This window comes from Amycolatopsis samaneae (genome assembly GCF_039541975.1).
Taxonomy (GTDB): Bacteria; Actinomycetota; Actinomycetes; order Mycobacteriales; family Pseudonocardiaceae; genus Amycolatopsis; species Amycolatopsis samaneae.
The window spans coordinates 98,778-113,661 of record NZ_BAABHG010000003.1 but is presented as its reverse complement, the minus strand read 5'-3'; the positions used below and the strand labels follow the sequence as shown (position 1 = coordinate 113,661).

General features: G+C 72.1%; 11 protein-coding genes. 6 read left to right on the top strand and 5 right to left on the bottom strand.

Going from position 1 to position 14,884, the window contains the following annotated elements; translation table 11 throughout:
• Window position 1 precedes the first annotated feature (1 nt).
• The gene (locus ABD987_RS07625; RefSeq protein WP_345388545.1) at window positions 2-1,525 is read right to left on the bottom strand and encodes an ABC transporter substrate-binding protein; all 1,524 of its coding nucleotides are present in this window, start codon (window positions 1,523-1,525) and stop codon (window positions 2-4) included.
• Between the two features lie 192 nt (window positions 1,526-1,717).
• Here ABD987_RS07625 and ABD987_RS07620 point away from each other — a divergent pair, with 192 nt between their 5' ends.
• The gene (locus ABD987_RS07620) at window positions 1,718-2,182 is read left to right on the top strand and encodes a hypothetical protein (RefSeq protein WP_345388543.1); all 465 of its coding nucleotides are present in this window, start codon (window positions 1,718-1,720) and stop codon (window positions 2,180-2,182) included.
• 92 nt (window positions 2,183-2,274) lie between these two features.
• Here the strand turns inward: ABD987_RS07620 and ABD987_RS07615 are convergent, their stop codons facing one another.
• Both ABD987_RS07615 and ABD987_RS07610 read right to left on the bottom strand, forming a co-directional pair.
• The gene (locus ABD987_RS07615) at window positions 2,275-3,318 is read right to left on the bottom strand and encodes a LacI family DNA-binding transcriptional regulator (protein ID WP_345388541.1); all 1,044 of its coding nucleotides are present in this window, start codon (window positions 3,316-3,318) and stop codon (window positions 2,275-2,277) included.
• Between the two features lie 547 nt (window positions 3,319-3,865).
• Complete coding sequence (locus tag ABD987_RS07610; RefSeq protein ID WP_345388538.1) at window positions 3,866-7,090, bottom strand: ATP-binding protein; 3,225 nt, start codon at window positions 7,088-7,090, stop codon at window positions 3,866-3,868.
• Between the two features lie 127 nt (window positions 7,091-7,217).
• Between ABD987_RS07610 and ABD987_RS07605 the strand changes: the two genes are divergently transcribed.
• From ABD987_RS07605 to ABD987_RS07595, 3 genes are all read left to right on the top strand, one after another.
• Window positions 7,218-7,919 carry a DUF998 domain-containing protein gene (locus tag ABD987_RS07605; protein WP_345388536.1) on the top strand — a complete coding sequence of 234 codons (702 nt, stop codon included), beginning with the start codon at window positions 7,218-7,220 and terminating at the stop codon, window positions 7,917-7,919.
• Between the two features lie 196 nt (window positions 7,920-8,115).
• Window positions 8,116-8,517 carry a hypothetical protein gene (locus ABD987_RS07600; RefSeq protein ID WP_345388534.1) on the top strand — a complete coding sequence of 134 codons (402 nt, stop codon included), beginning with the start codon at window positions 8,116-8,118 and terminating at the stop codon, window positions 8,515-8,517.
• Between the two features lie 61 nt (window positions 8,518-8,578).
• Window positions 8,579-10,378 (top strand): serine/threonine-protein kinase, encoded by a 1,800-nt coding sequence (locus ABD987_RS07595; RefSeq protein WP_345388532.1) that lies wholly within the window; start codon window positions 8,579-8,581, stop codon window positions 10,376-10,378.
• Here the strand turns inward: ABD987_RS07595 and ABD987_RS07590 are convergent.
• Complete coding sequence (locus ABD987_RS07590) at window positions 10,362-11,318, bottom strand: LysR substrate-binding domain-containing protein (RefSeq protein ID WP_345388530.1); 957 nt, start codon at window positions 11,316-11,318, stop codon at window positions 10,362-10,364. The genes ABD987_RS07595 and ABD987_RS07590 overlap by 17 nt on opposite strands.
• A 17-nt stretch (window positions 11,319-11,335) precedes the next feature.
• A complete protein-coding gene (locus ABD987_RS07585) occupies window positions 11,336-12,289 on the bottom strand; it encodes a LysR family transcriptional regulator (RefSeq protein ID WP_345388528.1) in 954 nt (317 codons plus the stop codon).
• A gap of 225 nt (window positions 12,290-12,514) precedes the next feature.
• On the opposite strand from ABD987_RS07585, the gene ABD987_RS07580 reads away from it, so the two are divergent.
• Both ABD987_RS07580 and ABD987_RS07575 read left to right on the top strand, forming a co-directional pair.
• Window positions 12,515-13,198, top strand: coding sequence for a tRNA-dependent cyclodipeptide synthase (locus ABD987_RS07580; protein WP_345388526.1), 684 nt, complete (start codon window positions 12,515-12,517; stop codon window positions 13,196-13,198).
• Window positions 13,195-14,883, top strand: coding sequence for a cytosine permease (locus ABD987_RS07575; RefSeq protein WP_345388524.1), 1,689 nt, complete (start codon window positions 13,195-13,197; stop codon window positions 14,881-14,883). The genes ABD987_RS07580 and ABD987_RS07575 overlap by 4 nt, the downstream gene beginning before the upstream one ends.
• Window position 14,884: the final 1 nt, after the last annotated feature.

The following is a 14,884-nucleotide window of genomic DNA, read 5'->3' as shown; positions in this document are numbered from 1 at the left end:
GTCAGCCTCCGACGGTCACGTTCGTCAGGAAGGTGAGCGGGCGGCCGTTCACGTCCGGGACCAGGCCCCGGACACCGGCCCGATGCGGGACGAGCACGTCGGCGAACGCGGGCGTGATGTTCGCCCCCTGCTCGTACTCGATCCCGTGCATCCGGTTCATGATCGGGCACTGCCGTGCCTCGGGTGTCACGAACAGCTCGCCGGCGAGCCCGACGAAACCGGGATCGTCCCAGTGCGTGGCGTTTCCCACGCGTCCGGGCAACAGGGAGCCGAGCACGGTCGGCAGGTAGGGAACCGGGTTGAAGTCGATGAACACCGGCCATTGGCCCCATTTCGCGAGGAATTCCGTGGGTGTGACGCGGCTGACCTCGACCTTCACCCCGGCCTTCGCGGCGTTCTCGGCGAACACCTGGGCCAGTTCCTGCATCCCGGGCAGCAGCCCGTCGGTGGCGATGGTGAAGGCCAGCGTGCTTTGGCCCGCCTCGGCGAGCAGGCTCTTCGCCCGCTCGATGTCCTGCGCGCGCTGCGGCAGGTCCGGGGCGGGGCACTGCGGCGTCCCCGCCTCGTGGTCGTTCGCCGGCCTGGCGTAGCCGCCGAAGGCGTTGGACACCACCTGCCGCCGATCCACCAGGAGGCGCAGCGCCTGCCGCACGCGCGCGTCGCCGAAGGGCGCCACCGTCGTGTTGAGGCCGATCCGCAGCGTGAAATCGCCTTTGCTGTCAAGGAGTTCGATGTCGTTCTTGCCGACAAGCGACTTCGCGATGGTGGGGGACGTACTCGAAGCGACGTCGACCTGGCCGGACAGCAGGGCGTTCGCCTGCGCCTGCTGGGTCTGGTACTCGATGAGGTCGACCGCGCCGAGTTTCGGCCTGTTCCCCCAGTATCCGTCGAATCGTTCCACTGTGGACCCCCGCCCGGCGGCGAAGGTCCTGACGGCGAACGGTCCGGTACCGATCGGCTTCCCCGGCGCCGAACCCGCCTTCGTCATGGGGAGCAGGACACTGGCCCAGATCTCCCGGAAGGGCCCGAAGGGCCTGCTCAGCCCGACCCGGACGGTCAGCCCGTCCACCGCTTCGACGGCGTTCGGGTCGATCCGCTCGACGAACGCCAGTCCCTGGGCGGCGTGCTCGGGCGCGCGCAGGTACCTGATGCTCGCCACCACGTCGGCGGAGGTGAAGTCGCTGCCGTCGGTGAACCTGACGCCGGGACGGAGCTTGATCGTCCACACGCTGAAGTCCGCGTTCGGGGTCATGTCCGTGGCGAGGGCCCATTCGACCCTTCCCGCGGGGTCCAGTCGGGTCAGGCCCTCGTACAGCAGGGCGCTGCGGAGTTCCTGGGTGGGACTTTGCTTGCTGGCGTAGGGATTCAGGCTCTCGCCCGCGTCCGTGACGGTGGCGACGCGGAGTGTGCCGCCGCCACTTCCGGCACGTCGGGGCGGCGCGCAGGCCGCGAGCACCGTCGCCGCGAGCACGGCGCACAGCAGGGCGGGCACGAGCCGTCCGGGACGTGGGGGTCTGCGCGACACTGGGCAACTCCGGTTCCGAGCAGGGACTCTAAGCCTTTAGATCAACTCTCTCGCTGCCGACGACGAACGAATTTCGCCATACAGTACGACGCTGCCCGGCCCAGAGGAAGGGGAACGAGAAAACTTTCTAATCGCTTAGATCGTGCTAGCGTCGGCTCGTTATGCCCCGGAACCACGCGAGGAAGAGGGACGATGACCAGTCCGTACGAGCACCTGTTCGTCAGGAAGATGCCCAACTGCCTCGACGATCTCGTCAACGAAGGAGCCGCCGCCGGCGTCGTCGAACCGGACAACGTCGGCCCGGCACTCGCGCTCATGCGCGCGAAGGAGGTTCCCGAGAGCAGGATCCACCTGACCTACACCTGGATCCACGAATGCGACGAGCCGGTGCAGTGGGTGAAGGAGCACGAGCACGACTACGACGAGATCCTGATCTGGCACGGCAACGACCCGGCCGACCCGGACGATCTCGGCGCGGAGATCTACCTCGACGTCGAAGGCGTCCGGCACACGATCACCACGAGCGGCTCGGTCTACCTCCCCGCGGGCACCCGCCACTGCCCGCTCGGCTTCACCCGCGTCGACCGCCCGTTCCGGTTCAGCGCGCTGTCGCTGAACCCGACCTACGCGTCGGACGAGCACGCACCGGCGCGGTAGGGCGGCGTCGGGCCGGGTGCTGAAGGACGCCTTCAGTGCATTGGCCGCAATGAAGGACGCTTTCAGTGCATTGAGCGCACCGAAGGCGTCCTTCAGCCGCGCGCGGCCACGCCCTCCCGGGTGGCGTCCGCGGCCGCGCCGGGCTCGCATCCGCAGGTCACGCCGAGGCTGAGGGTGCCCTCCAGCACCACCGGCGCCGCCGGGCCGCCTCCGGCGAGCGTCTCGTCCAGTACGTCGAAGGCACGGTCCGCGAGGTCCGCCAGCGGGAGGCTGACGGTGGTGAGCGGGAAGCTCCCGAGCCGGGCTTCGCGGACGCCGTCGAAGCCCACGACCGCGAGGTCACCGGGCACCCGCAGGCCCAGGCTCGTCGCCGTGCGGATGGTCACGAGCGCCTGTTCGTCGGTCGTGGCGTAGACGGCCCGCGGCCTCGTGCCGCTCTCGAGCACCTGCCGTACCGCCCGTCCCGCCTCGACCCGGTCGAAGGCGGTCCGGACGAGCCTGCCCTCGGTGGACAGCCCCGCGTCCGCCATCGCCCGGCGCCAGCCGCCCTCGCGACCCTCCGCGGGCCCGGCCGCGAACTCCCCCGCCACGCAGCAGATGTCCCGATAGCCGTGTGAGAGCAGATGTTCGGTGGCGAGCTTCGCGCCGTGGAAGTCGTCGAAAGTGACACTCGGCGAGCCGGGAACGGCCCACTGCAGGTGGACCCGGACGGTTTCGTCCTCAGTGGACGCCTCCTCCCCGGTGGTCACGAAGATCCCGCGTGGCCGGAGCTCCGAGAACGTCTCGCCGTACTCGTCCGCGAGGGACGCGCTGTAACCGGTGTTGCCCAGCAGCGTGAGCAGACCGCGACGGCGTCCTTCCGCCTCGATGTGCCGCGAAAGCTCGCCGAAGAAGGCGTTCGCGGTGTCGGGCACCAGCAGGCCGACGAGGTTGGACCGGCCGCCGCTCAGCGCACCGGCGAGCGGATTGCGCCGGTAGCCGAGCAGGTGGATGGCCTCCTCCACCTTGACCCGCGTTTTCTCCGAAACCGCGCGCGGGCCGCCGTTGAGCACGTAGCTGACGACGGCGGTCGAAGTCCCCGCCAGCCGCCCGACGTCCAGCAGGGTCGGCTTGCGGGCAGGACGCCTGGTTCCCACGCGCACACCTCCTGTCACCGGGCCCCGGTGCCGGGGCCGCCCTCCCGGTCACCCTACGTGCCGAAAGCGCACGGCGGCACCGGCCACACTCGACGGTGCCATCCACCGGATCGCCACCGGAAACGACCGTCCGTCCTCTTAGGACAGACGCGCGCCGGTGTCCTACGGGGTCGAGCGCCCCAATGTGGCATTGGGTGCGCTGGACGCAGCGAATGTGGCGTTCGGTGCGTTGGACGCAGCGAACGCCACATTGGGGCGCTTCTCGCCGAGGGTGGTGTGCGCACGTCCCGAACGCGTCGTTCGGGACGCTCAACGTCCCCAACGCTCCGTTCGCGACGTGGGCTTCGGCCGGACCGGTGTCGCGAATGCGACATTCGCGACACCGCACACCGGCGACAGGCACCGCGGCGACATCTCGAACGCCACGTCGTGTCCTGAAGGGGCCCTTCGGGACGTTGAGTAGGGCTTCAAGGGAGCCTTCAGGACGGCACCTCGGTCGAAGCCCGCCCGGCACGAACGGAGCGTTCGGGGCGTGGCACCGGCCGTGCTAATCCGAGTCCGGGTCGGCGGCGGCCACGGCGGCTTTCGCGTCCAGCTCCCAGCCCCGCGCGTACGCCGCGGCGAACTCTTCGCCGCCCAGCGCGGTTTCGCCCCGGCCGGTGAGCTCGCGGACCCGCGGATCGGTCCGGTCGTGCGTGCCCCGCAGCCGGGCCGCGACGCCGAGCAGCACGGCCGAGGACCGGTACCGCCCACGCGCGTGGGCGAGCGCGGCCGCGTGCACCGCCACCGGGGACAGGACCGGCAGTTCCCGGGTGGCCAGCGCGGCCGCGTACGCCTCCCGCAGCGCCTTGTCCGCACCGGGCAGATCGTCCAGCGCGAGGCAAAGCGCGGCCCGCGCGCCGCGGGCCAGCGCGCGGACCTGGTCCGCGCGGGCCACGGTTTCGCCGCGCAGGCCCCGTTCGGCGTTGTCGAGCAGCTCCCCCGCCCGGTCCAGTTCGCCGAGCCGTACCCGGAAATCGGCCTCCCGCACGTCGATCAGGACCAGCATTTCCGCCGAGGACGCGAGCACCGCGCGTTCCCTGGCCGAGTCGATGATCGTCCTCGTCTGCTCGGTGTCACCGCGCCGCAGGTGCACGTCGATCCAGCGCAGGTCGTTGTAGAGCTGGTCGCCGAGGCTGAGCGCGCCGAACCGGCCCGCCAGCGTCCTGGCCTCGCGCAGATCGGCCAGCGCGCCGTCGAGATCGTCGTACCGCCGCAGCCGGGCCCGCGTCGCCAGCATGGCGGCCTCGCCCCACCGGTCACCGACCTGCCGGAAGCGGGCCAGCGCCGTCGTCACGTGGGCACGCGTCCGGTCGAGCGCGCCCGCGTTCTCGGCGATCTCGGCCAGGAACAGGTGCGCCAGCCCCGACAACCACCGGTCGTCGCCGTCGGCCAGGCGGCCGAAGGCCGCGAGCGCGGCCGGTTCGTCCTGCAGGAAGAGCAGCATCGGGCCGAACACGCGGTGGTGACCGGGCAGCGTCCGCCGGGTGGGCAGCCGATCGGCCAGCGCGCGCATCTCCGCCCGGTCGGCCGCGGCCTCCCCGGCGGTGAGCCCCGACAGCACGTCCGCCCTGGCGAGCAGCTGGATGGCCCTGGCGCAGTCCCGCTCGGGTGTCGGCGGCGCGTCGTCCCGCACCGCCAGCGCCTCGCCCAGCCAGTAGGCGGCGTCGGCGTCGAGGCCGAACATCTGCCAGTACCAGGTCAGGCTCAGCGCGAGGGCGAGCGCGCCGGGCGCGTCGCGAGTGACGCACCGATGCCGCAGGGCGGCGAGCGTGTTGTCGTACTCGGCGCCGATGACCTTCATGGCGCCCAGCTGGCCGGGACCGCGCAGTTCGGGATCGTGCCGGGCCATCAGCCCGGTGAAGTACGCGGCGGCCAGGTCGCGTACCGCGCCGAGGTCCCCGGCGGCGGTCAGGCGGTCGGCGCCGTACTCGCGGAGGGTTTCGAGCATGCGGTAGCGCCCGGTGCCGGGCGCGAGCTGGAGCAGTGACCGGTCGACGAGGGCGGCGAGCAGGTCGGGGATTTCGGCGGTGGGCACGGCGGTACCGGCGCAGACGGCGGTGGCAGAGGCGAAGGTGACGCCGCCGGGCAGGACCGAAACGCGCTCCGCGACGACGCGCTCGTGCTCGTCGAGCAGCTCCCAGCTCCAGGCGATGACCGCGCGCAGCGTGCGGTGCCGGGGCGGCGCGGTGCGGCTGCCGGTGGTGAGCAGCCGGAACCGGTCGGAAAGCCCGTCGGCCAGATCGGGCAGGGCCAGCGTCCGCAGCCGGGCGGCGGCCAGTTCGAGCGCCAGCGGCATGCCGTCCAGGCCACGCACCACGCGCACGATGTCGGGCAGCGTGGCCTCGTCGACCTCGAAACCGGGCCGCACGGCGGCGGCCCGCTCGGTGAACAGGCGCACCGAAGCCGTGTGCCCGGCCTGGTCGACGTCGTCGTCCGGGCCGGGCAGCGCAAGCGGGGCCAGCGGCAGGAGCGCTTCGCCGTCGACAGCGAGGGGTTCGCGGCTGGTGGCGAGCACGCGGACCCCGGGACAGCGCGGCAGCAGCGCCGCGACCAGGTGGGCCACCGCGTCGATCAGGTGCTCGCAGTTGTCGAGCAGCAGCAGGCATTCCCGGCCGCGGAGCTCGCCGACGAGGACGTCCAGTTCGTCGCCGTCGGCGCGCTTGCGGGTGCCGGGCATCGCGCCGCCCCGCAGCCCGGTCCCGGCGAGCACGGCCGTGGCGATCTTCGCGGGCGCGGTGACCGGCGCGAGGTCGACGAGCCAGACGCCGTCACGGTATTCGGGACGGTGACGGCGCGCGGCCTCCAGCGCGAGCCGGGTCTTCCCGGCGCCGCCGGGACCGAGGACGGTGACCAGGCGCCCGGCGGCGAGCCTGCCGCCGACGCGGGCGAGGTCCTCGTCGCGGCCGAGGAAACTGGTCAGCGGCGCGGGAAGGTTGGTCGGCGGGGTCCGGGCGGGCGGAGCGTCCGGCACGGGCGGGTCCTGGCGCAGCAGGCGCAGGTGCCGATCCCGCAGCGCGGTGCCGGGGTCGGCACCGAGGACGTCGGCCAGTGCCTCGCGGATCCGCTCGTGGACGGCCAGCGCCTCGGCCTCGCGCCCCCGCGCGGCGAGCGCGTCCATCAACAGCGCGGCCGCCCGCTCGTGGACCGGATGCTCGGCCAGCAGCCCGGTCAGCCGGGTGGCGGCCGCCTCCGCCCGGTCCAGCGCCAGCTCGGCCTCGGCGAGGTCGGTGACCGCCTCGACCGACAGCCGCGCCAGCCGGGTCGCGACGGCGGGCGCGACGGCCGCGATGATCACCGGTTCGGTGCCGGGACGGTCGCCCCACAGCGCCACGGCCTCGGCGAGCACCGCGCCCGCCGCCTCCGGCGCACCGGACCGCAGTTTTTCCCGGCCGGTCGCGGTGAGCCGTTCGAAGCGCAGCGCGTCCACGTCGGCCGCGTCCACCGCCAGCCGGTAGCCGCCCGCGACCTGCGTGAGCACGCCAGGAGCCGGGGCGAGGGCGCGACGCAGCCGGGAGACGAGCGTCTGCAGCGAGGACGCGGGACCGGCCGGCGGCTCCTCGGCCCAGATCGCGTCGACCAGCACGCCCGGCTCGACCGCGCGGCCACCGGCGAGCGCCAGCCGGACGAGCAGGCTTCGCAGCCGCGCGCCCGGCACGGGCAGCACGGCGTCACCGCGAACCACCTGAAACGCGCCGAGCAGCGTGACACGAAGCCGCGCATCCTCGTCCATTCCCCGATTTTCGCGCGTCCGCCCACCCGAACCCACCTCAGGGTCGCGATGACAGCGCCGTGTTTGTCGCCTGTCAGCGGCACGCCCCAGTCTTTCGCCCAGCACAAGACGATCTCAGGAGGAGACCTTGACCGACACCCAGCCCGGAACGAGCCTGACTTCGGACCCACGACGGCGCGGCGCGGGCGCCGCGCTCATTGCCGGCGGGGGCGTCTTCTTCGCCGCCGAGTTCGTCGCCGCGGCGGCGTGGACGGACCCGCCCTACAGCTACACCTACCACTTCGTCAGCGATCTCGGCGTGCGCGGACCGTCGACCGCGTTCGGGCAGTTCATGTACTCGCCGCTCGCGTGGGTGATGAACAGCGGCTTCTTCCTGTTCGGGTTCCTCGCGCTGGTCGGCGTCGTCCTGCTGCGGGGACTCGCGGGCCCGCGCCGCTGGGCGACGGTCGCGACGGCGGTGCTGCTGGCGATCGGCGGCGCCCTGGTGGCGTTGTTCCCGGGATCCGGTGAGGCATTCGAAAACGGCACGGCCGCTTTCCACGGATTGGGTGCCTTCGTGGGATTCACCGCGGGCAACGTGCTCGTCATCCTTCTCGGCGGGGCACATCGGCTTCTCGGCGTCCCGCGCGGGCTGGGCCGGGCGCTGGTGCGGCTCGGGATACTCGGGTTCGCGTCACTGGTGGTCTTCGGCGCCATCCTGGTGTCCGGGGCCGACGTCCTCATCGGCCTTTTCGAACGCGGCGTCCTGTATCCGTTCCTGGCCGGCTTCGTCGTCTTGGGAGTGGCGCTGGGAAAGCGCTCTCCGGCACGTAACGACCTTCCGGCCTGATCACCGGGTTGCCGCACGGTTCCCGTAGGTGTGCGGGCCCAAGGACGCTCTGGAGCCGCGGAACGGGTCGAAGTACCGTGGCGTTTACACTACAACCGGCGGCTCCGTGGCCGGCTCGAACAGTTTCCCCGTTGTTTTTGCCTCTCGCGGCACGAAGAAGGTCAGAATGGATCGTCGGCAGAGGCCGGGAGGGTCAATGGTGAACCAAGCCCGCTTGGTAGTGGATGCGGTCGTGCTCGCGGGTCTGACCATCGCAGCGTGGTGGCTGTGGATGGGATGGGACACCACCTATCAGGTCGATGCCGTCACAGGGGCACGCACCGGTCCCTACGAACCGTGGCAAGTCGTTGGCTGCGTGCTGTGCCTGGTCGTCCTCGCCGTAGTCGGAGCGATCAGGCTGCCTCGGTGGGTTGTCGTGCTGGTCATGTCCGTGGCGTTCACGGTGGCGTGGTCGATGACCGCGATCGCTACGGCCACCGGCCCGCTGTGGGGCGTGGGGGCGCTGATGGTCTTCGTCGGGATGGTGGCCGGCTCGTGTGTGGTCGTGGCCGTTGTCAGGAAAGTCCGTGGCGATGGGAAAGCGCTCTCCGGCACGTAACGGCCTTCCGGCCTGATCACCGGGGTGCTGCACGGTTCTCGCGGTAGGCCAGAATGCAGCGATGGCTTCCGCTGACCTGGACGACACGCCGGACCGGCCCGCCGACGCCGAGCCGGATCCCTCGGCGGCACGGGTGATCGGCGGGCGGTACCGGCTGGGCAGGCTGCTCGGGCGCGGCTCGATGGGCACGGTGTGGGCGGCCCACGACGAACTGCTGCGGCGGGACGTCGCGGTCAAGGAGGTCCTGCTGCCGCCGGGGATGCCCGCCGGCGCCGCCCACGAGCAGCGGGAACGGGCCATGCGGGAGGCGCGCGCGATCGCCGCGCTGTCGCATCCGAACGTGGTGACCGTGCACGACGTCGTCCGTGAGGGCGACGATCCGTTCGTGGTGATGGAACTGGTCGCCTCGGTCAGCCTGGCCAAGCTGATCGCCGAGCACGGGCCGCTGGACCAGCCGAGGGCCGCCGCGGTCGCGGACGCGGTGGCCGCGGCGCTGCAGGCCGCCCACCGGCGCGGCATCACCCACCGCGACGTGAAGCCGGGCAACGTGCTGCTCGGCGAGGACGGGCTGGTCAAGCTCACCGACTTCGGCCTGGCCCGCAGCGTCTCCGAGGTCACCCTGACCCACGCCGGGCTGATGCTGGGCACGCCCGCCTACATCGCCCCGGAGCTGGCCAGCGGCAGTCCCACCACCCCGGCCGCGGACCTGTGGGAGCTCGGCGCGACGCTGTTCGCCGCGGTGGCGGGCCGTCCGCCCTACAACGTGAACCACGACCCGCTGGCCACCGTGCACGAGGTCGTGCACGGCGACGTGCCGAGCCCGGCGGGGGCCGGACCGCTGAGCGCGGTCATCGCCGGGCTGATGGTCAAGGATCCCGCCGCGCGGATGCCGCTGGCCGAGGTCCGCAGGCTGGTGCGTCCCGTGCTGCCCGACCCCGGCGTGCCGCTCTGGGACGTCCCGGAGGTCACCGGCGAAGCCCGGGAAAGCCGGACGCTCCCCCGCGAGGTCCCGTGGGGTGCGGCACCCGCCTCCGCCGGAGAGGCCGCGCCGGCGGACGACGGGGCCCCGCTGGCATCGGCTCCCGGGCCGCTGCCGTTCGCCTCCGGCGGTGAAGCCACTCCGCCGAACGAGCCCGCCGCGCTGGCCTCCACCCCCGGATCGTTGCCGTTCGCGGCCACGAGCGTCGCCGCCGCCCCGAAATCCCGCGACCGTTCTCGCGGCCGGGTGCTCGGGGTGGCCGCCGCCGCGCTGGTGGTCGTGGCGGCGGCCGTCGGCGGGATCTTCGTCTTCCGGCTGCCCGGCGAGAACCCGCCCGCCCCGGCGGCTCCGGCGGTCCCGGCGCCCAGCAGCGCGCCGGTACCGGCGCCGAGGGCCGACCTGGTCGAGCACACCGGCACGATGCGGGTGGGCGAGGGCGGACCGGGCACGCCCTTCACCATCACGGTCCCCCGTACCTGGGTCGAGTTCGCCGATCCCCACGCCGGCAAGGGCCCGCCGCCCGAGGGCATCGTCAACTACGTCGCGCCGGACGGCCGAGGGGAGATCCGGGTCGAGCGCATGGTCGGCTTCTACGACTACCAGCGCGGCACCGAGGACTTCGTCGACCGGCTGCTGACCCTGCCCGGCGTGATACGCAAGGGATCCCAGGTGACCACGCTGGCCCCACAGCCACCGTCCACAATGGACGTGTTCCACCGCAACCGTGAACTCGGCCCCGGACCCGCCAGCAGCACCAAGCTCCGCGCGCTGCCGCACGGCCGGGACCTGTGGACGGTGGCGGTCAAGGTCCCCCTCGACCAGGAGGCGAACCTGCGCCCGCTGTTCGCCCGCGTCATCGCCGCCTTCAAGCCGTCCGCCTGAAACCCGCTCCGGTGACGAGCGCGCGCAACTGCTCGGCGTGCGCGCGGGCCACGACCTCGCCGACGTGTGGGGCGCAGCCGGCGACCGGTCCGCCGGGAGACCAGGCCAGCACGAGTGCCGAGCGCACCGCCGGGCAGCGCAGCGGCCGGTAGGCGGTGTCCGGCATCGGCGTCGCCGGCGGGGTGGTCACGGTCGGCAGGCCCGCGCCGTGGCCGAGGCAGAGCGCGGCCCATTCGCTTGTCGCGTACCAGAACCGCGGATCGGCACCGGCGTCGGCGCAGGCCGCGAGCAGCGCGCCCGTCAGTGGCTGGACGGTCTGGTCGAGCAGCACGCAGCGGTGCCCGGACAACGCGGACGGCGGCACCGAGTCCGGGGTGCCGAGCTCGTGCCCGCGCGGGATGCCGACGACGAGCGGCTCGACGCCCAGCGTCACCCAGGCGATCGCGGCGGGCAGCGCCGCCGCGGCGGCCGTGTCGACGGTGTCGTCGTCGGTGACCAGCCGCAGCATGACGAGGTCCAGTTCGTCGCGCGTCACCGCCCCGGCCAGATCCGCGCCCGGTTCCCCGGCCAGTACCGACAGTTCGGCGCCGGGCCGCGCCGAGGCGATCTCGCGGACGAGCCGGGGCAGGATCGGGGTCGCCACCGCCCCGATCCGGATCCGGTCCGGCGGGGCCGGGCCACCCGCCCGCGCGGCGGCCAGCATCCGGTCGAACTGCGGCAGCACCACCGCCGCGTGCTCGAGCAGCACTTCGCCCGCTTCGGTGAACGTCGTCCCCGCCGGGCCCTCGGTCAGCAGTTCGGCGCCCACCATGCGTTCCAGCCGGTGGATCCGCACCGCGAGCTTCGCCGGGGTGGTGCCGAGCGTCGCGGCGGCCGCCGCGACGCTCCCGGCCTCGGCGACGGTGGTGAGGATCCGCAGCTGCCGCAGCTCGATGTCCACCCCGGCCCCGGCGCGGCTCAGTTCGTGCGCGCGGCGAGCCGCGACAGCTGCGCGGGGAGCACGCGCCGGCCGGTACGCGGGCCCCGGCCATCCCGGTAGCTGTCGGTGATCACCCCGGCCAGCAGCTCGGCCCGCGCCGCGATCGGGCTGTCCTCGCGGTAGAGCAGGAAGTGACTGGTCCGCATCAGCAGGTCCGAGATCGGCCGGTGCACCACGCCGGGCGCGAGCGGGCGCAGGGTCTGGATGAGCGTGACGTCGCCCTGGTAGCGGACGATCTCGTCGCGGGGCCCGGAAACCGAGACGTGGTGCGCGATGAGCGGGGAGAATCCGAAGGGATGACAGACCCGCGCGAGGAACTCTCGGCAGCGGTCGGGTCCCGTCGACGAGATCCACCGCTCGTGCTCCAGCTCGGCGAGCCCGACCGAATGCCGCGACGCGAGGGGATGCCAGTCGGGGAGCATCACGAGCAGCGGGTCGTCGGCGAGGTCGATCCGCGCGGTGTTCGCCGGAAGGGTCACTTCGCACTGTTCGGACAGGACGGCGAGGTCGAGTTCGCCGCGCTCGAACCAGTCGAGGATCTCGGCGGTGGACTCGGCGGTCCTGATCTCGGCCTGGTCGCCGGTGCCGGTGACCTCCAGCGCGTCCAGCAGGGACCCGGCCAGCGCGGTCGCCGACCAGCCGACCCGCAGTGCCCTGGCGCGCTGGGCACTCCGCTGCGTCAGCTCGGCGCCGAGCCGCGCGGTGCGCGCGAGGATCCCGTCCGCGTAGTCGAGGATGAGCCGCCCGAACGGGGTGGGCCGGACACCGGTGCGGTCGCGTTCGAACAGCGCCTGGCCGAGCAGCTCCTCGATCCTCCGCAGTTCGCGGCTGAGCGCGGGCTGCGGCAGGACCAGCTGGGCGGCGGCGCGGTTGAGGCTGCCCGCTTTCGCGACAGCCTGGAGGTGGCGCAAATGCTTGAGTTCCAGCTCCACGACCGATCACGGTAGGACGCTCCCGCGTGCGGGTGCACCGGCAAAAGTGTGATCGATACCCGACCAAAGTAGGAAGTCCTCTTTCCGAAGTCCGGGACCCGGGAGAACGCGAAGGCATAACCCCCCGGCATTAGCCGTCCCGGGCCGGTCTCGGCGACAGTAAGCGCATCCACTCACCGCCGGCGGAAACCAGGGAAACCGGACCGCGAAAGGTGGAAACCTCTCATGTTCGAAGCGAGTCCCCTGTCTTCCGGCTGTGCCCGGCTCTTTCCGGGCACACCACACGCCTGTGTCGGGGTGAGCCCGTTCAACGGCTACTTCACCGCAGAACGGCTGATCCGGCTCGCCGCGTGGACGGCGGAAAACTTCGCCGAGTTCCATTTCTTCGTCCCGGACGAGGTCACCGCCTACACCCTCGAGGCGCTCGGCTATTCCCCGGCGCGGGCCAAACAGAAAGCGCATCGCCAGTCCTGTCACGTGCACAACAAGATCACCAGCGCGCTGACCACGCTCGGCCTGCCCGATCCGGCGAGCCGGATCCTCGGCATGGCCCGGCTGCGGGAGATGCTCGCCTACCGCCGTCTCGCGCACGAGGCGGAGAAGCACTTCGAAACCGATCCCGCTTTCCGTTCCGCCTGCCACGACGCCTCGACCTGGGTGCTCCAGGGAAAAATGGGCGACGTACCGAACGAGGGACGGCTCGGGCTCGCGGTCCGCTACTTTCTCGCCGAACTACCGTTGTTCGCGGCCTCGGGACTGATCACCGGGAACAGCGGCTCGATGTTCGTCTACCACCAGCGAGTGCCCTTTCTGCAAAGATTCTTCGACGGCGAATTCGCTTTCCGGCCACAGCCGGAGCAGGGGTTCCTGGTCGTGCGCGAACCGGTGCTGGAAGCGGCGGGCCGATGACCGGCCGCCACGACGACTACTCGCTGACCCAGGTCCCGCGCCACGCCCGCCGGTCGTGGCCCTCGGTCGCGGTGCAGCGCTTCGGCCAGGTCTCCTCCTTCCAGCAGTTCATCGTCGGCGCGATCCTCGGCTACGGCATGACCTTCTGGCAGGCGGTGCTGGCGATCACGATCGGCTCGGTGCTGCTGGAGATCATCACCATCCTGCTCGGCGTCGCCGGGGTCCGCGAAGGACTGTCGACCTCGGTCCTCGCCCGCTGGGCCGGGTTCGGCCGCAAGGGATCCGCGCTCGTCGGCCTGCTCGTGGCGTTGAGCCTCGCGGGCTGGTTCGGGGTGCAGAACGGCGTGTTCGCGCACGGCATGCATGCGCTCGGCGGCGGCGTGCCCGAGTGGGCGTGGGCGGTGCTCGGCGGCGTCGTGATCACCGCCATCACCGTGTACGGATTCCGCATCATGGCCTGGGTCGGTTACCTGACCGTGCCCGCCTTCCTCGCGCTGGCCGGCTACTCCATTGTGGACACTCTGAGCACGCATCCGCTCGGGTCGCTGGTGTCCGGCCCGCCGCCGGGCCCGCCGCTTTCGCTCGGCGCGGCGACCACGCTGGTGTCCGGGGCGTTCATCCTCGGCGCGCTGATGACCCCGGACATGACCCGGTTCAACCGCACGCCGGGCGACGTGGTCAAGCAGACCCTGCTCGGCGTCACGCTCGGCGAGTACCTCATCGGGCTGATCGGGGTGCTGCTGGCGCACGCCACCGCCTCGCCCGACATCGTCGGCATCGTGACGTCCTCCTCGGGTGTGCTCGGCACCCTGGTGCTCGCCACCGCGATCCTCAAGATCAACGACTGGAACCTCTACTCGTCGTCGCTGGGCCTGGTCAACGTCGTCGACGTGCTGTTCGGCCGCCGGGTCGGCAGGGTACGCGTGGTGCTGGTGCTGGGCGCGCTCGGCACCGCGGCCTCCGCGTTCGGGATCGCCGACGACTTCACCGGCTTCCTGACCGCGGTCGGTGTGCTCACCCCGCCGGTCGCCGGGGTGCTCATCGCGGAGTACTTCGTGGTGCGCCGCTGCCGTCCGGTCCTCGACGCCCTGCGCGAGCACGGGACGGCGCCGGGCCCGCACCGGGACTGGGTGCCCTCCGCGCTGGTCAGCTGGGCGCTCGGCACGGCGTGCGCGATCTTCTTCGACTTCGGGATCCCCGCGATCAACTCGGTGATCGTGGCCTTCGCCGCTTACCTCGTGGCGAGCCGGATCTTCCCGGCCCGCCATCGGACACAGGAAGGAACGATCATGCTGCCACTGATCGGGCGCGAAGAGCTCAAACGCGCGATGGACGAGGACGCGGTGATCGTGGTCGACACGATGCCCGTCGCCTACTACGAGCGGGAACACCTGCCCGGCGCGCGCAACATCCCGGGTTTCCCGTACGAACGGGCGGCGGAATTCACCGACGCGCACGCGCCGGACGTGGTCCCGGACAAGACCGCCACGATCGTCGTGTACTGCGCCAACACCCCTTGCCGCAACAGCGAATTCGTCGGCACCCGGCTCGTCGAACTCGGGTACGCCGACGTCCGCAAGTACCGCGAGGGCATCGAGGACTGGGTGGCCGCCGGGCACCCGACCGAGTCCGGCACCCCGGAAAACGCCCGTCCCGCACCGATTTCCGGTAACCACACCGAATGAG

What these genes read in the sequence shown, in the direction of transcription:
- ABD987_RS07580 (WP_345388526.1), top strand. Translation starts at nt 12,515, where the DNA reads ATGTTCGAAGCGAGTCCCCTGTCTTCCGGCTGTGCCCGGCTCTTTCCG.
- ABD987_RS07600 (WP_345388534.1), top strand. Translation starts at nt 8,116, where the DNA reads ATGGTGAACCAAGCCCGCTTGGTAGTGGATGCGGTCGTGCTCGCGGGT.
- ABD987_RS07620 (WP_345388543.1), top strand. Translation starts at nt 1,718, where the DNA reads ATGACCAGTCCGTACGAGCACCTGTTCGTCAGGAAGATGCCCAACTGC.
- ABD987_RS07575 (WP_345388524.1), top strand. Translation starts at nt 13,195, where the DNA reads ATGACCGGCCGCCACGACGACTACTCGCTGACCCAGGTCCCGCGCCAC.
- ABD987_RS07610 (WP_345388538.1), bottom strand. Translation starts at nt 7,090, where the DNA reads ATGGACGAGGATGCGCGGCTTCGTGTCACGCTGCTCGGCGCGTTTCAG.
- ABD987_RS07595 (WP_345388532.1), top strand. Translation starts at nt 8,579, where the DNA reads ATGGCTTCCGCTGACCTGGACGACACGCCGGACCGGCCCGCCGACGCC.